We start from the raw sequence: 15,886 nt of genomic DNA on the forward strand, positions 1-15,886 counted from the left end.
CCCGGGGTCAGCGGTCGGCGGCGCGCGCCAGGGCGGTGCGCATCGCCGATCGCGCACGCTTGCGGTCACCGGCGGCGTCGTAGACCACGCCGAGCCGGTACCAAGCACGCCAGTCGGCCGGGTCCCGCTCGACCGCGTCGCGGTACCGCGGGAACAGCTCGTCTGCGGCGTCCCGGATCGGTCGACCGGAGGGCCGCACCGGGACGACGTCGTCCGGGGTGCCGCCCTCGGCCTCGAGCCGTGCGCCGAGCCGGGTGATGCGGATGCCGAAGCGGAACTCGAGCACGAGCAGGAGCGCCCCGATCGCGGCGACGACGAACAGCGCGACGCCGATGCCGATGCCGATCGGGATCCCGGTCGCGATGAAGGCGACGGCACGCTGCCCGACGAGCACGATGTACAGGGCGAGCAGCACCGCCATCAGCGCCGCACCCCAGAACGGCGAGCGGATCGTGCGTCCGGCCCGCTCCATCCGACCCACGGCGGTCAGCCGATGCCGAGGACGCTGCCGAGGCCCACGGTGAGGCCCCGCGCGGACACCACGTTCGCCAGCGCCGCACGGATGCCCGCGACGTAGGCGACGTCGTCGTTGGTGTCGTGCCGGATCGTCAGCGTCTCGCCGGGGCCGCTCAGCACGACGTCCTGCACGGCCTTCACCCCGGGGAGCCGGAGCGAGTGGATGGGCACGCTGGCGACCTGCTGGCCGCGGGCGCGCTGGTCGACGTGCGGGGCGTCCACGGGACCGACCTCGCGCCGCGCGTCGGCCATCAGCTCGGCGGTGCGCACCGCGGTGCCCGAGGGCGAGTCGATCTTGCCGGCGTGGTGGGTCTCGACGATCTCGGCGGCGGGGAACCACGGGGCCGCGATCGTCGCCAGGTGCGTGCCGAGCACGGAGCCGATCGAGAAGTTCGGGACCACGAGCACCCCCTGGTCCGGGCGTTCCTGCAGCCCAGTGCGGAGCTTGGCGAGCCGGTCGAGCGACCAGCCGGAGGTGCCGACGAGCACGTTCGCGCCACTCGAGAGCGCGTTCTCCACGATCGCCGGGCTGAGCGACGGCACCGTCACGTCGACCACCAGGGCCGCGCCGCCGAAGACCGACGGCGGCGCCTCGTGCGCGCCGTCCTTCGACGACAGGCGGGCGACGAGCTCGAACTCCGGGAGTTCCTCGACGACGGACGCCACGAGGCCCCCGAGACGACCGGTGGCGCCGACGACGGCGACGGGAGTGACCATGCGGTCCATCCTAGGATCGACGCATGTCAGTCGAGGTCAGGACCGTGCCGGCCGATCTGCCCGAGGTCGACGCGCTGCTCGATGCGTACTTGGACGAGCGTGAGGCGACGTTCCCGAGCGCGCAGGGCACGTACTCGCGGAAGCGCACCCCCTCAGCCGAGTTCACGCCGCCGAACGGGGTGTTCGCCGTGGCGTACGACGACGGCGTCGCGGTCGGCTGTGGCGGCCTCCGTCGGATCGCGGACGGGGTCGACGCGACCGGTGCCGTCGACGTCCGGTTCGAGGTCAAGCACGTCTTCGTGGCGCCTGCCGGGCGCGGCACGGGCGTGGCGACGGCCGTGATGGACCTGCTCGAGCGGGCCGGGGCCGACCTCGGTGCGACGAGCATCGTCCTCGACACGAACGACTCGCTCGTGGCGGCGGGCGCGATGTACCGCGGCCGCGGGTACCAGCGGGTCGAGCCGTTCAACGACAACCCGAACGCCACCGCCTGGTACCGCAGGGCGGTGGAGCGCACCGAGACGGGCCGCGAGCCGATCGCCTGAGCCGCCACGGGCCTCCCGGCCGCGCCGCCGCGGACCGGACGGGCAGCCGCTAGACGGGCTGGTCGACCGGAAGACCGGTGCGCAGCTCCACCGGCAGGTGGGCCAGGTCGTTCAGGGTGACGACCTCGGCGGGCTTCGCCGACCGGATCCGGATGATCGTGAGCGCGGTGTGGGCGACGTTCGTGCCCATCCAGCGCCACTCGGGGGCCTGGAACGCCTCGCGCACGAACCAGCCGATCACGGCGTTGTGGGTGATCAGCAGGTCGTGCCGGTCCTCGCGCGCCGGGGTGAACCACTCCGACACGGCGTCGCCCATCTGGGCCTGCCCGGCGACGATCTCCTCTTCGGTGATGCCGCCGTACCAGCCCTGGTAGGCGTGCGGCATGTCCGGGGTCGGGCCAGAGGGGATGCAGTCGAACAGCAGGGTCGAGGGCTCGGGCTGGATCGACGGCAGGCGCTGCGACAGGAACGCGGCGGTCTCGCTCGGGGCCTCGAGCGGCGAGTGGTACACGCCGTCGAAGGGCACGCCGCCGAGACGGTCCGCGATCAGGGTCGCCTGACGCTTGCCGCGTTCGGAGAGCTTGCCGTCCCGCAGGCCGTGTTCGGCGTCCTGGTGTTCGCCGTGCCGGACGAGGTACAGGTAGTGCGACATGTCCGTGCTCAGCTGCCGATCCCGATGGCCGCGGCGAGTTCGTCCTGCTGCACGGCACCGACGACCGAGGTGATCGTCGGCCGGGTCAGCAGGTCGCGCGCGAGTTCGAGCACGCCGTCGGTCGTGACACCGTCGACACGCTCGAGCGCCGTCGACAGGTCGGTGTACTCGCCGGTGCCGAGCTCGGAACGGCCGAGCCGGGTCATGCGGGCGTCGGAGTCCTCGAGTGAGAGCGTCAGCGCGCCCTCGATCTGGCCCTTGGCGCGTCGCAGCTCGTCGTCGGTGATGCCGTGGTCGACCATCCGGCGGAACTCGGCGTCGACGATGTCGATGACTCCGGCGACGTTGTCCGGCGCGCACCCGGCGTAGACACCGAAGGCGCCGTTGTCCAGGTACGCGGGGGCGAACGACGACACCGCGTAGGCCAGACCGCGGCGCTCGCGCACTTCCTGGAACAGGCGCGAGCTCATGCCGCCACCGAGCACGGCGTTCAGGACGCTGAGCGAGGGACGGCGGTCGTCGCGCAGGTCGAGGCCCTGCGAGCCGCGGAGCATGCTGACCTGCTCGGTCGGGCGGTGCACCACGGACAGCTTCGCCTCGACCGGGTCGGCCACGGTCTCGGGCGTGCGGCGCGGCAGCGGCGCGGCGTCGGGGGCGTCGTGGAAGACACCGGCGACGAGTTCGCAGAACCGGTCGTGGTCGACGGCACCGGCAGCGGTCACGACGATGCCGTTCGGTGCGTAGTGCTCGCGGTAGTGAGCCAGCACCTCGTCGCGCTGGACTGCACGGATGCTGTCCGGGGTCCCGCCGATGGGACGGCCGAGGGGGTGTCCACCGAAGGCCGCGGCGAAGAACGCCTCGCCCGCGACGTCGGCCGGGTCGTCGGCGGCCATCGCGAGTTCCTCGAGGATGACCCCGCGCTCGACGGCGAAGGCGTCTGGTTCGAGCACCGAGCCGGTGACCATGTCACCGATGACGTTCACGGCCATCGGGACGTCGGTGTCCCGGACCCGTGCGTAGTAGCAGGTGTACTCCTTGGCGGTCGCAGCGTTGTGCTCACCGCCGACCGAGTCGAACGCGATGGCGATGTCGAGCGCCGATCGGGTCTCGGTGCCCTTGAAGAGCAGGTGTTCGAGGAAGTGGGTCGACCCGAACTGCCCGTCGCGCTCGTCACGCGAACCGACGCCGACCCAGAACCCGATGCTCGTCGACGCGGCACCCGGCACCGCCTCGGTCAGCACACGGACACCCGAGGGCAGCACGGTGCGACGGACGAAGGCCCCGCCGGACGTCAGGAACGACGTGTCCGGGGCCCCGAGCGGCAGTGGCACTGGCTGGTTCATCGCAGACGAGCCTACTGATCCGTCGATGCCTCCTGCCCAGTTTCCCGGTCTCGGTCGCGTGCCACTCGAAGTGGGGTACAGAAAATGTGGACAGACCGACTCGTCTGTCTGTCCTCCTTGTGCTACTGTTGGCCACGCCGGATCGAAAGCCCCCCTAAGTTCCGATCCGGCGGCTCGGGACATCAGTCCTGCGCGACCAACGAGTCCCCCCACTCCGGTCGCGGAGCCGATGAGTCCGAGGAGTACACGCTGTGACGGTCGATTCCCCCCAACCGGCCGTCCAGCGTCTCCCCGGCCCGAGCACGAACCTCGCGTCGCCGGACGGGTCGAGCGTCCCCCCGACTCCCCGCTCCGGCGGCGCGAAGGTCCGTGTCCTCGAGACCGCCACGCGACTCTTCTACGAAGAGGGCATCCACGGCGTCGGCGTCGACCGCCTCATCTCCGAGGCGAGCGTCACGAAGGCGACGTTCTACAAGCACTACGGGTCGAAGGACAACCTGATCCTCGCCTACATCCGCACCCAGCACGAGCGCGTGCAGGAGCGGATGGAGCAGCTGATCGCCGACGCCGGCTCCCCCGACCGGGCCGTCCGTGCGTGGGTCGCCGCACTGGCCGACGACGTCAACGACCCGGCGTTCCGCGGCTGTGCGTTCCTGCACGCCGCCGCCGAGTACCACGACCCGCGCGACCCGGTCCGCCAGGTCGTCGCCGTGCACCGCGACTGGTACACCGAACGACTGGCGACCCTGCTGCAGGAGGCCGGACATCCCCTTCCCGGAGACGGTGCCGACGAGCTCATGCTCGCGCGCGACGGTGCGATGGCCGGCGCGTACGCCGGTGACGCGATCGCCGCCACCGCTGCGCTCAACCGCGTGGTCGACCGGGTGCTCGCGGGCTGACGCCCGGCTGTCGCCGACGCTGTCGCTCCGGCGGGGCGGTCGAGGCGACCGCCATCGGACGGGAGGCCCGTGGCGGGCCCGCACCGTGCCTCCAGGCCGTCGCGTGCGAACTCCCACAGCCCCGCGCGCGCACCGAGCGCAGCCCGAGCCGGCGGGTGTTGGCTTGGGGCATGGCCAACGACCCCAACTGGAACCTGCCCGACGTCCCGTCCTTCACCCTGACGAGCCCCGACTTCACCGACGGAGGCGAGCTGCCCACCTCGGCACGCGGCTCCGACGTCGGCGGTGAGGACCGCTCCCCCGCACTCGAGTGGTCGGACGCACCCGAGGGCACGAAGAGCTTCGTCCTGACCGTCTACGACCCCGATGCCCCGACCGGCTCCGGCTTCTGGCACTGGAGCCTGACCGACATCCCGGGCTCGGCGACCTCGCTCCCCGCCGGCGCCGGTACCGATGACGCCCTGCTGCCCGCCGAGGCGCTCCGTCGCCGCAACGAGTTCGGCACGGACACGTTCCTCGGGGCGGCTCCGCCCGCGGGGCACGGTGTGCACCGCTACTTCTTCACGCTGAGCGCCCTCGACGTCCCCGTGCTCGAGGTCCCCGCCGACGCGACCCCCGCGGTCGTGGGCTTCATGCTCCGTGGGCACCTGCTCGGGCGCGCGCAGCTCATGGGCACGCAGGAGACCCCCGCGGCCTGACCGGCACGCGGCACGGCGCGGCGATCTTTCGCGCACAGCGACAGTTCACGCGGCGCCGTGCCCGTGAGGTGTCGCTGACCGCGAAAGCATGCGCGGCCAACACACACACACGCCCCGCAACGGCGAACGGCCGCCGCCCCGGAAGGGACGGCGGCCGTTCGTGCGTCACGACGCGGAAGAGGATCAGCCCTCGGCCGGGTCCTCGGCGTGGGCGCGGACCGTCTCGGCCGAGGTGGAGTCACCCTCGGTCTCGTCGGCCACGACCGGCGCGAGCGACAGCTTGCCGCGGTCGTCCACCTTGGTGACCTCGACCAGGACCTTCTGGCCGACGCCCAGGACGTCCTCGACGTTCTCGACACGCTTGCCACCGGCGAGCTTGCGCACCTCGGAGACGTGGAGCAGACCGTCACGGCCCGGGAGCAGCGACACGAAGGCGCCGAAGGTGGCGATCTTCACGACGGTGCCGAGGAACTGGTCCCCGATCTCCGGGTTGGTCGGGTTGGCGATCGCGTTGACCTGGGCACGAGCGGCCTCGGCCGACGGACCGTCGACGGCGCCGATGTAGACGGTGCCGTTGTCCTCGATCGAGATGTCGGCCCCGGTGGTGTCCTGGATGCCGTTGATCGTCTTGCCCTTCGGGCCGATCAGCTCGCCGATCTTGTCGACGGGGATCTGCACCGAGATGACGCGAGGAGCGGTGTCCGCCATCTCGTCGGGGGCGTCGATGGCCTCGTTCAGCACACCGAGGATGGCCGAGCGGGCCTCCTTGGCCTGCTTGAGCGCCGCGTCGAGCACCGTCGACGGGATGCCGTCGAGCTTGGTGTCGAGCTGGATCGCGGTGACGAACTCCGAGGTACCGGCGACCTTGAAGTCCATGTCGCCGAGGGCGTCTTCCGCGCCGAGGATGTCGGTCAGGGCCGCGTAGCGGGTCTGGCCGTCGACGGTGTCGGAGACCAAGCCCATCGCGATGCCGGCGACCGGGGCCTTGAGGGGCACACCGGCGTTGAGCAGCGAGAGGGTCGAGGCGCAGACGGAACCCATCGAGGTCGAGCCGTTGGAGCTGAGCGCCTCGGAGACCTGACGGATGGCGTACGGGAACTCGTCGCGCGACGGCAGCACCGGCACGAGGGCGCGCTCGGCGAGGAAGCCGTGCCCGATCTCGCGACGCTTCGGCGAACCCACACGGCCGGTCTCACCGGTCGAGTAGGGCGGGAAGTTGTAGTGGTGCAGGTAGCGCTTCTTCGTGACGGGCGACAGCGAGTCGATCTGCTGCTCCATCTTGAGCATGTTCAGCGTGGTGACGCCGAGGATCTGCGTCTCGCCGCGCTGGAAGATCGCCGAACCGTGGACGCGCGGGATCACGGCGACCTCGGCGTCGAGCGGACGGATGTCGGCGAGGCCGCGGCCGTCCATGCGGATCTGCTCGGTCAGGATGCGGCCGCGGACGACCTTCTTCGTGACCGACTTGTAGGCGGCGCTGACCTGCGAGTTGGCGACCTCGGGCAGCGAGCCCGCGGTGACCTGCTCCGCGATGGCGGCCTTGACGCGCGACTTGAGCGCGTCGTCGGCGTCCTGACGCTCGGTCTTGGCAGCGATCTTGTAGACGTCGCCGAGCTCGGAGAGCGCGAGTGCCTCGACAGCCGAGTAGACCTCGGGCGCGTAGGGCGGGAAGACCGGGAAGTCCTGGATCTCCTTGGCCGACTGCGCGGCGAGCTTGGCCTGCGCGTCGACGAGCGACTTGAGGAACGGCTTCGCCGCCTCGAGACCCTGGGCGACGATGGCCTCGTCGGGCTTGGTGGCCCCGCCCTGGATGAGGTCCCAGGCGTGCTCGGTGGCTTCGGCCTCGACCATCATGATCGCGACGTCCTCGTTGCCGGCCTCGTCCGTGACGACACGACCGGCGACGGTCAGGTCGAACACGGCGTCGGCGAGCTGCGAGGCCTTCGGGAACGCGACCCACTGGTCACCGATGAGCGCGAGGCGCACACCGGCGATCGGGCCGGAGAACGGCAGACCGGAGATCTGCGTCGACGCGGACGCGGCGTTGATCGCCAGCGCGTCGTAGAACTCGTCCGGAGCGATGCTCAGGACCGTGATGACGATCTGCACCTCGTTGCGGAGGCCGTCGACGAACGACGGACGCAGCGGCCGGTCGATGAGACGGCAGACGAGGATGGCCTCGGTCGACGGACGGCCTTCACGACGGAAGAACGAACCGGGGATCTTGCCGGCGGCGTAGGAGCGTTCCTCGACGTCGACGGTCAGCGGGAAGAAGTCGAAGCCCTCACGCGGGTGCTTGCCGGCGCTGGTGGCCGAGAGGAGCATCGTTTCCTCGTCCAGGTACGCGGCGACCGCGCCCTGGGCCTGCTGTGCGAGCCGACCGGTCTCGAACCGGACGGTGCGCTTGCCGTACTTGCCGTTGTCGATGACGGCTTCGGCGAACTTGATCTCGGGACCCTCCAAAAGGGCGCCTCCTTGATGTGTTTCCGGCAGGCCATGGCGACGGCACTCGATGGTGCGTGCGCGCCGATCGTTCCGGACGCATGTCTGGCCAGCAGTAGAAGCACTCGGGAAACCGTTCCGGCCCGCGAGCCACCACCGATGACCAGCTCCGTGCCCGGCCTGCGCAGTGTTGTGTGTGACGTCCGGGGAATGAGTCCTCGGACACGAAGGACTTTACCAGTCCTCAGGCTGTCGGCGGCGCGGCTCGCTGGACTCCTGGTGAACATCGGTAGCCTGCCGACATGCGCTTCACCCCCTCGCGGGGCGTGCTCGTCGCGGCCGCCGTGGTCGTCGGCGTGCTCGTCGCCCCGGCCCTGACCGCTGCCCCCGCGAACGCCACCGAGTACCCCACGTGGCAGGACGTCCAACGCGCCAAGGGCAACGAGACCGCGAAGCGCGCCGAGGTGCAGAAGGTGCAGGCCGCACTCCAGTCGGCGCAGGACGAAGCAGCCGCGAAGTCACAGGCCGCCCTGGTGGCCTCGTCGAAGGCGGACGCGGCCGAGTCGGAGTTGGCGTCGGCCACCCAGGCCGCCACGAGCCTCCAGGCCCAGGCGCAGCACGCGAGCGAGACGGCGGACCGGGCCCAGCAGCGGGCCGGCCAACTGGCCGCGAACCTGTACCGCGACGGCAGCACGAACCAGATGACCACCCGCATCGCGACCGCGAAGAACCCGGACCAGCTGCTCTACCAGCTCGGCGCACTCGACCAGCTGTCGGAGACCTGGTCCGGCGTGATGGACGAGGCGTCCGTCGCGGCCGGCACGGCGTCCTCGCTGCACGAGCAGGCCGAGCGGGCCGAGACGGAACGCGCGACGCGCGCGCAGGCGGCCGAGGAACGCTCGGCCGCGGCGAAGTCGGCGGAACAGGCGGCGGACGCCGCCGTCGAGTCGACGGAGCAGCACAGCGACGAGCTGTACGCGCAACTCGCGTCACTCAAGGACAGCACCGCGAAGCAGGAGGCCGGGTACGAGCTCGGCCAGCGGGTCGCCGCGCAGAAGGCGGAGCAGCAGCGCAAGCGGGCCGCAGCGGCGGCGGCCGAGGCGGCGGCGAACGCGAACGCCGCGAACGCCAGCAGCAGCGCTTCCAGCGGCGGCGCGACCAGCGGCGGCACCGGCTCGTCCTACCCGAGCACCGGGGGCGTCGCCGTGGACCCCGCGGCCGCACAGGCCTACGCACGGAGCGCGCTCGGGTCGTACGGGTGGGGCTCCGACCAGTTCCCGTGCCTGGTGTCGCTCTGGACTCAGGAGTCCGGGTGGCGGGCGAACGCCCTGAACTCCTCGAGCGGCGCCTACGGCATCCCGCAGTCGCTCCCGGCCGAGAAGATGGCGGTCGCCGGAGCCGACTGGCGCACCAACGCGAACACGCAGATCGACTGGGGACTCGCGTACATCAAGAGCGCCTACGGCTCACCCTGCGGGGCGTGGGGTCACGAGATGAGCGTCAACCCGCACTGGTACTGAGCGCTGGGCCGGCCGGGCGCTGGTCTCCGGCTGCTCACCGCTCCACCAGTCGGAGCGCCTGCAGGGGGCACATCGCGACGGCGTCGGCCGCAGCGGCCCGCTCGTGCGGACGGACCGGGACGTCGCGGGTGCCGGCACCGGGGGTGCCGGGGTCGCCCGGGTCGCCGGCCCGGGAACCGGGGTCGCCGGGGTCGCCGGCCCGGGCGATCGGGTAGCCCCACTCGTCGCGCTCGAGCTGCTCGGAGAACAGTTCCGTGCACAACCCCCGGCCCCGGCAGCGCGTCCAGTCGACGTGCAGCGCGACGTCGCCCGCACCCGCACCCGCAGCCATGCCGACGCCCGCGCTCACCGCGCACCCCCGCGCTCCAGCAGGCACCGGCCACCGAGGTGCGCCTGCACGTCGTCGTTGAACACGTCGAGCGCGCTCCGCACCATCCGCGCCACCCCGTCCGGGTGGTGACACGCCCCGCGACCGTCCACCAGCGCGGCGACCCGACGCACCTCGCCGGCCAGGTCACGGGCGGATCGCCCCGAGGCGACGCTCCCGACGCCGGCTCGCCCCGACGCCAGGTCCCCGACGACGTCGGCGATCCGCGGCAGCCCGTTCACGCAGGGTCCGCACCGTCCGGCCGACGCTCCGGCGAGCGCCGTCGCCAGCCGGGCCGTCACCGCGATCGGGCAGGTCCGGTCGTCGAGCACGGCGAGCACCCCGGCCCCGGGCGCGGCACCCCACCGAGCCAGTCCCTCGGGGTCGAAGGACGCGTCGAGGGCCGCGGCCGGCAGCCACGTCCCGCCCCATCCGCCGACCAGTACGGCGCGCGTGTGCGCCGGATCGGTCACGGGCAGCCGGGAGGCCCGCAGCAGTTCCCCGAGCGGCGCACCCCCGGCGGTCTCCAGCACCACCGCGGTGGTCGGGTCCGTCACGTCGCTCACCGTGACGAGCCGGGTGCCGGGGGCACTCGGGCTGCCGACGCCCCGCGCCCACGCCGCCCCGAAGCGCACGACGAGTGCTGCCTGGGCGAGGGTCTCGACGTTCGACACCAGGGTCGGTCGCCCGCTCGGCCCGCGTTCGGCGAGCCGCACCACGCGGTCCTCGGGCACACCCCGGCCACCGGCGACGGCCGAGGCGAGGGCGCTGGCCTCCCCGGAGACGAAGGAGGCGTGGGGCAGGACCCGCAGGCTGATCGGCACGGGGTCGCCGCCGCGGTCGGCACCACGGTCGGCGCGTTCCGCGAGGGCCCGGCGGACCGGACCGGTGAGTCGGTCGCTCGTGGCGAGCACTGCCTCGGAGGCACCGATCGCGGCGGCCGCGACGACGAGGCCGTCGAGCACCAGGTGCGGTGCGCGCTCGAGCAGGACGGCGTCCTTGCGGCTGGCAGGTTCGCCCTCGGCGGCGTTCGCGACCACGAGGGGCGCACCCCGACCCCGACGGCGGCCGCGGGCGGTCACTGCGGCGAGCTTCCGGGCGAGCGGGAACCCGGCTCCGCCGCGGCCGTCGACGCCGGCGCGGCCGAGTTCGTCGATCACCCACGGGCCGAGCTGCGGGAGCGGGCCGAGGGTGTCCTCGTGGTCGATGCGCGTCGGACCGGGTGCGGCCAGGAGCCGTCGGGTGCCGGTGGGCGGGACGACGGTGCGGGGGTGGGTCAGGGTCATCGGACGACCTCCAGCTTCGCGGAACGGAACTCGGTGACACGGGCGGTGCAGCGCCAGACGACGGCGGCGACGACCACCGCGGTGCAGACGCCGGCGAGTACGAGGAACCACACGGAGGTGCCGTCGGTCCCCGTGCCGACCGCGTGGGCCAGGGCGATCGGCCACATGGCGTAGGCCGCCCAGTGCACGGCGCGGAAGACCCGCGGGCCGATCGCGCGGCGGAGCAGTGCGGTGACGACGAGCACGACGAGCAGGTCGACGGCCAGGGTGCCGAGCCCCAGCCAGAACCACCGGTAGGCGCCAACGAACGGCACGACCGTGTCGAGGAGGCGCAGCTCGGCCTCGGTGTCGAGCAGCAACGAACCCACGTGCACCGCAACGAACACGGTGGCGGCGAGGGCGACGTCCCGGTGCACGAGCTGCACGGCGAACCGGGGCAGTCCGGGCAGCGGTCGTCCGCCCCTGGTGACGATGCCGAGGAGCACCGTGAGGGTGAGGAGCAGGACGGCGGTGACCCCGGTCCCCCGGCCGATCACCCAGAGCGCGGTGTCCATCAGGCGACCGCCGATCGGTCGTCGGGCCAGCCGCCGAGCCGCACGACCGTGCCGTCGGCGGCGACGAGCCGGGCGGCGCGTCCGCACTGCCGGAGCCACTCGGCGGCGGTGCGACCACGCACCACGGCGGCGGTCGTCATCGTGTTGGCGGTGGTGCACGACGGGGCGACGACGGTCACCGTGCGCCAGACCGGCTCGGCGGGCAGACCCCACCGCGGGTCGAGGATGTGGTGCCGGGCGGCGCCGTCCTGCTCCCAGCGGCGCTTCTGCGTGCTCGAGGTGGCCACGGACCACCCCGAGGCGATCCGGACGTGGTCGACCGGGTCACCCTCGAGGTCCTCCACCCGCACCTGCCAGCCGCCGGACGGATCCGGGCCGGCGGTCGCGACGTCACCGCCGAGGGACACCAGCGCACCGATGCCGAGCCGTGCGGTGATGCTCGCCGCGGCCATGTCGGCGGCAGCGGCCTTCGCCGTGACACCGAGGTCGAGGGTGACGCCCTCGGGGATGCGCAGGAACGTGCCCGACAGCAGGATGCGCTGCCACGCCGGACGGTCGTCGAATGCACGCGACACGGCCTCGGGTGACGGGACCGGCCGGGCGTCGGCGAAGGCGGCGTCGTACCCGAGGGACACCATCCGGCGCCCGAGGGTGGGGTCGACGTCACCGTCGGAGAGCCGGGCTGCGTCGAGGGCCTGGTGCACCAGTGCGGCGAGGAGCGGCGACACCTCGGTGCCACGCACCAGGTCGTCGGCGCGTGCGGTGAGTTCGGAGTCGTCGCGGAAGCGGCTGCACGCGGCGTCGACGGCGGATGTGACCTGCCGGACGCAGGACTCGGCGGCAGCGAGGTGCCGACGGTCCCGGTGGTCGAGGACGACCCGGGCGGTGGTGGTCCAGAGGTCCCACTCGGTGACGGCGCGCACGGTCACGACCCCGTCGTCGTGGTGTCGGAGGTCCCGCCCGTGGTGCCCTGCGAGACCCCGGTGTCCGAGTCGCTCGCGCCGGATTCGGTCGTGCCGGAGTCGCTCGACGAGTCGGAGCCGCTCGTCGAGTCGGTCGCGGCGTCGGTCGGCGGGGTCGACGAGTCGCTCGTGTCGGCACTGCTGCTCGTGCTCGTGTCGCTGCTCGTGCTCGCCTGCTCGTGCCCGAGCCAGAGCCCCGCACCGGTGACCATCGCCACCACGAGCCCGCCCACGCTGACGAGCGCACTCGTGATCCGTGCGGATCGCCTGCCGCTGCCTCTGGTGTCCATCGGTGCTCCTCGTCGTCATGACGAGGTTCCCGAGGGCACCGATGAGCCAGCCGCGCACCCGCCGCGCACCGACCGTACGAACCCTGTGGTCCGTCTAAGAGCACGTGCTCCCGGCGACGGCAGCGGGACCGTCGGTCAGTGGCCGAGGCCGCCGAGCAGGCTCGCGAAGTCGGGGGTCGCGGGGAGCGCGTCGGCTTCCTGCGGCGCCCGCCTGGAGGCCCGGACCGCCCAGGCCAGGTCGGCTCCGGCCCGGCGGATGCGACCGTCCAGGGCGGCCGCATCACCGTCGGTCCCCCAGTCGTCGGTCGCGGCGAAGACCCCGGTGGGCACGATCGCCGCGCGCAGGTACGCGAAGACGGGCCGCAGGGCGTGGTCGATCGCGAGGGAGTGCCGCGAGGTCCCGCCGGTGGCCCCGAGCAGGACGGGCATGTCGGCCATGGAGTCCTTGTCGAGCACGTCCAGGAACGACTTCGCGAGTCCGCTGACGCCCGCGGTGAAGATCGGCGTGACGAACACGACGGCGTCGGCCTCGACCACGGCGGCCATCGCTGCGGAGAGCGCCGGGGCCGCGAAGCCGGTGAGCATCGCGTCGGTGATCTCGTGCGCGAGCGGCCGGAGTTCGACGTGCACGACGTGTGCCGGGGTGCCCTCGGCGACGAGCGACGCCACGGCGGCCTCGCCCAGACGGTCGGCGAGCAGGCGGGTGGAGCTGGGCTCGGAGAGTCCGGCGGAGACGACGGCGATGGTGGTCATGATGCTTCCCGACTTTCGATGCGTTTGCATGAACATAGCATCCAACCGAGTCACCGTCACGACCATTCCCGCCGTCGAGCAGCGTGCCGATCGGTCACGACTCCCAGCGTGCTGACTGCGGAGCGGTCACGAAGTGTCGACCGGGACCCCGGTAACCGACGAATCGTGACCGCCCCGGGAACGAAGAACGCCCCGGTCCTCACGAAGAGGTCCGGGGCGTTCGGTCAAGCGTGTGTCGGTCGACTAGCGACGCAGGCCGAGACGCTCGATGAGCGTGCGGTAGCGGGCGATGTCGACGTCGGAGAGGTAGCCGAGGAGACGGCGACGCTGACCGACCATGAGGAGCAGGCCACGACGCGAGTGGTGGTCGTGCTTGTGCTCCTTGAGGTGCTCGTTCAGGTCGTTGATACGACGCGTCAGAACGGCGACCTGGACCTCGGGGGATCCGGTGTCGCCCGGGTGGGTCGCGTACTCTTCGATGATCTCCTGCTTGACCTGTGCGTCAAGTGCCATGGTGATCCCCTTCCTGTCCGTTGCGCGGTGCCCGTGCCTGATGCACGAGCGCTCTTTGTCCGCGGCCGTTCGACGGCAACCGCACAAGACTACCAGAGTCCTAGGCGGTCCTTGGGTGCAGACGGCGTCGGCGGCGACGATCCGGCAGCAGACTGCGGACGAGTCCGACCAGCGTCGCGCCGAGCAGTCCGCCGAGGCCGTTCGACAGCACGTCGCGCGGGTCCGCGACGCGGTACGGCAGGTAGGTGGCCTGCGCGAACTCGATGCCCGTGGACAGCGCGACCGCGACGAGCGCACCGAGGATCCACCAGCGCCGGGGCAGCCACAGCGCCGCGAGGACCCCCACCGGCACGAACATGGCGATGTTGGCGAGGAACTCGGTGCGCTCGTACGTGAACCACGCACCGTGCGGCAGCTGCTGCACCCAGGCGATCGCGTGCAGCACGAGCGAGTTCTGGGCCGAGGTGAAGACCTGCGGGGTCAGCGTCATCCGCCAGATCACCCAGGCGTAGCCCGCGGTCAGGGCGAGGAGGAGGAGTCGACGGAACATCCGGACAGTGTGCGGCACGGTCCTGGCCGGTCGCTGGAGCGCTCCTGTCAGGCGGCGGTACGACTCCTGGGGGATCGGGCTCGGCGCTGGTCAGGACTCCCCCGCACCTGCCAGCATGGGTCGGGGCGCGATCGGTGCCCACACCACCGACACCGCACGGGCAGATCAGGAGCACCGCAGCATGCCGGAGCACGAGGCACCCAGCACCCCACGCCGCAGCCGCACCGGCGGCCCGCGGCAGTGGGGGTGGATCGCCGTCGCCGCCGTCGTCGTGGCCGCGGTCGTCACGACGCTCGTGGTCGTCGGCCCGTGGAACGGCGGCCAGCCGGACGGCGACGGCACCCCGAGCGGGCGCACCGTCGCCGAGCGGAAGTCCGCCGCCGAGGCGTTCCCGGGCGGACTCGCGCGCCAGCCGACCGCCGTGAACCAGGCCAGCATCCGCGAGCGACAGGCACGGGCCGCCGGCGACGCCGCGACCGCCGAGCAGATCGCCGTGATCGCCGACCAGCCGATCGCGACCTGGCTGACGAACACTTCGCAGGCCGAGACCCGCTCGACGATCCGGTCGGTGGTCAGCACAGCGAAGCACCGTGGCGGCACCCCCGTGTTCGTCCTCTACAACATTCCGGACCGCGACTGCGGCAGCTACTCGAAGGGCGGCACCGCGGACGACGCCTACCTGCCCTGGGTCCGGTCGGCCGTCCGTGCAATGGCGGGTTCGCACGCCGTCGTGCTCGTCGAACCCGACTCGATCGCCCAGATCCAGAACTGCGAGCGACTGCGCGACGAACGCCTGCCCCTGCTGCGGAAGGCCGTCGACGCGCTGACCGGCCACGGGCTCACCGTGTACCTGGACGGCGGCAACGAGAACCGTGTGCCGACCGCCACCATGGCCGACTGGCTGCGGCAGGCCGGCGTCGACGAGGTGCAGGGGTTCTTCACGAACGTGTCCAACTTCTACCGCGTCGACCAGGAGCGCGCGTACGCCGACGAGCTCGCCGACGCGATCGGCGGTGACCCGCACTTCGTCATCGACGTCTCCCGGAACGGGCAGGGGTGGCGGGGAACCTGGTGCAACCCCGAGGGCGCCGGCCTCGGCCAGGAGCCGCACGTCACCGGTGGCAGCACCCGGCTCGACGCCCTGCTCTGGGTGAAGACGCCGGGGCTCAGCGACGGCACCTGCAACGGCGGCCCCGCGGCCGGCCAGTGGTGGGAGTCGTACGCGCTGGCCCTCGTCGAGCACCGCAAGCGCGACTGACCACGCCACGAGACAGCCCGC

At 72.3% G+C, this 15,886-nt stretch carries 18 protein-coding genes; 5 read left to right on the forward strand and 13 right to left on the reverse strand.

All coding sequences use genetic code 11. The features are described 5' to 3' along the window. Positions 1-7 precede the first annotated feature (7 nt). Positions 8-472 (reverse strand): tetratricopeptide repeat protein, encoded by a 465-nt coding sequence (locus ABRP24_RS13300; RefSeq protein ID WP_051596537.1) that lies wholly within the window; start codon positions 470-472, stop codon positions 8-10. A 14-nt stretch (positions 473-486) separates the two neighbouring features. Further along, complete coding sequence (locus ABRP24_RS13305; RefSeq protein ID WP_027464757.1) at positions 487-1,233, reverse strand: 4-hydroxy-tetrahydrodipicolinate reductase; 747 nt, start codon at positions 1,231-1,233, stop codon at positions 487-489. 23 nt (positions 1,234-1,256) lie between these two features. Between ABRP24_RS13305 and ABRP24_RS13310 the strand changes: the two genes are divergently transcribed. Continuing rightward, the gene (locus ABRP24_RS13310) at positions 1,257-1,778 is read left to right on the forward strand and encodes a GNAT family N-acetyltransferase (RefSeq protein ID WP_349847842.1); all 522 of its coding nucleotides are present in this window, start codon (positions 1,257-1,259) and stop codon (positions 1,776-1,778) included. A 49-nt stretch (positions 1,779-1,827) separates the two neighbouring features. On the opposite strand, the gene ABRP24_RS13315 is transcribed toward ABRP24_RS13310, so the two are convergent. Further along, entirely contained in the window at positions 1,828-2,430 is a 603-nt protein-coding gene (locus tag ABRP24_RS13315) for a histidine phosphatase family protein (protein ID WP_027464756.1), read from the reverse strand. 8 nt (positions 2,431-2,438) lie between these two features. After that, positions 2,439-3,773, reverse strand: a complete 1,335-nt coding sequence (locus ABRP24_RS13320) for a pitrilysin family protein (RefSeq protein ID WP_035807683.1) — start codon at positions 3,771-3,773, stop codon at positions 2,439-2,441. A 251-nt stretch (positions 3,774-4,024) separates the two neighbouring features. Between ABRP24_RS13320 and ABRP24_RS13325 the strand changes: the two genes are divergently transcribed. Further along, the gene (locus tag ABRP24_RS13325; RefSeq protein ID WP_071245004.1) at positions 4,025-4,672 is read left to right on the forward strand and encodes a TetR/AcrR family transcriptional regulator; all 648 of its coding nucleotides are present in this window, start codon (positions 4,025-4,027) and stop codon (positions 4,670-4,672) included. A 170-nt stretch (positions 4,673-4,842) separates the two neighbouring features. Beyond that, positions 4,843-5,370, forward strand: a complete 528-nt coding sequence (locus tag ABRP24_RS13330; protein ID WP_111033188.1) for a YbhB/YbcL family Raf kinase inhibitor-like protein — start codon at positions 4,843-4,845, stop codon at positions 5,368-5,370. 183 nt (positions 5,371-5,553) lie between these two features. On the opposite strand, the gene ABRP24_RS13335 is transcribed toward ABRP24_RS13330, so the two are convergent. After that, complete coding sequence (locus ABRP24_RS13335; protein WP_017885932.1) at positions 5,554-7,833, reverse strand: polyribonucleotide nucleotidyltransferase; 2,280 nt, start codon at positions 7,831-7,833, stop codon at positions 5,554-5,556. A 281-nt stretch (positions 7,834-8,114) separates the two neighbouring features. On the opposite strand from ABRP24_RS13335, the gene ABRP24_RS13340 reads away from it, so the two are divergent. Continuing rightward, the gene (locus ABRP24_RS13340) at positions 8,115-9,332 is read left to right on the forward strand and encodes a hypothetical protein (protein WP_349847843.1); all 1,218 of its coding nucleotides are present in this window, start codon (positions 8,115-8,117) and stop codon (positions 9,330-9,332) included. Between the two features lie 34 nt (positions 9,333-9,366). Here the strand turns inward: ABRP24_RS13340 and ABRP24_RS13345 are convergent, their stop codons facing one another. From ABRP24_RS13345 to ABRP24_RS13380, 8 genes are all read right to left on the reverse strand, one after another. Beyond that, positions 9,367-9,681 carry a ferredoxin gene (locus ABRP24_RS13345; RefSeq protein ID WP_301624950.1) on the reverse strand — a complete coding sequence of 105 codons (315 nt, stop codon included), beginning with the start codon at positions 9,679-9,681 and terminating at the stop codon, positions 9,367-9,369. Beyond that, a complete protein-coding gene (locus ABRP24_RS13350) occupies positions 9,678-10,985 on the reverse strand; it encodes an NADH-ubiquinone oxidoreductase-F iron-sulfur binding region domain-containing protein (protein WP_349847844.1) in 1,308 nt (435 codons plus the stop codon). Before ABRP24_RS13350 ends, ABRP24_RS13345 begins: the two co-directional genes overlap by 4 nt. Beyond that, positions 10,982-11,539, reverse strand: coding sequence for a ferric reductase-like transmembrane domain-containing protein (locus ABRP24_RS13355; RefSeq protein ID WP_214520816.1), 558 nt, complete (start codon positions 11,537-11,539; stop codon positions 10,982-10,984). The genes ABRP24_RS13350 and ABRP24_RS13355 overlap by 4 nt, the downstream gene beginning before the upstream one ends. After that, the gene (locus ABRP24_RS13360) at positions 11,539-12,468 is read right to left on the reverse strand and encodes an FAD:protein FMN transferase (protein ID WP_349847845.1); all 930 of its coding nucleotides are present in this window, start codon (positions 12,466-12,468) and stop codon (positions 11,539-11,541) included. The genes ABRP24_RS13355 and ABRP24_RS13360 overlap by 1 nt, the downstream gene beginning before the upstream one ends. Beyond that, positions 12,465-12,791: a hypothetical protein gene (locus ABRP24_RS13365; RefSeq protein WP_349847846.1), complete on the reverse strand. Its 327-nt coding sequence runs from the start codon at positions 12,789-12,791 to the stop codon at positions 12,465-12,467. The genes ABRP24_RS13360 and ABRP24_RS13365 overlap by 4 nt, the downstream gene beginning before the upstream one ends. Positions 12,792-12,926: 135 nt before the next feature. Next, positions 12,927-13,544 carry a CE1759 family FMN reductase gene (locus tag ABRP24_RS13370; RefSeq protein WP_138802868.1) on the reverse strand — a complete coding sequence of 206 codons (618 nt, stop codon included), beginning with the start codon at positions 13,542-13,544 and terminating at the stop codon, positions 12,927-12,929. Positions 13,545-13,787: 243 nt separating this feature from the next. Next, positions 13,788-14,057, reverse strand: a complete 270-nt coding sequence (gene rpsO / locus ABRP24_RS13375) for a 30S ribosomal protein S15 (protein WP_017885935.1) — start codon at positions 14,055-14,057, stop codon at positions 13,788-13,790. A gap of 100 nt (positions 14,058-14,157) precedes the next feature. Then, a complete protein-coding gene (locus ABRP24_RS13380) occupies positions 14,158-14,607 on the reverse strand; it encodes a VanZ family protein (protein WP_214558621.1) in 450 nt (149 codons plus the stop codon). 181 nt (positions 14,608-14,788) lie between these two features. On the opposite strand from ABRP24_RS13380, the gene ABRP24_RS13385 reads away from it, so the two are divergent. Next, a complete protein-coding gene (locus ABRP24_RS13385) occupies positions 14,789-15,865 on the forward strand; it encodes a glycoside hydrolase family 6 protein (RefSeq protein WP_349847847.1) in 1,077 nt (358 codons plus the stop codon). Positions 15,866-15,886: the final 21 nt, after the last annotated feature.

It is taken from the genome of Curtobacterium sp. WHRI 8282 (assembly GCF_040223925.2).
GTDB classification, from domain to species: domain Bacteria; phylum Actinomycetota; class Actinomycetes; order Actinomycetales; family Microbacteriaceae; genus Curtobacterium; species Curtobacterium flaccumfaciens.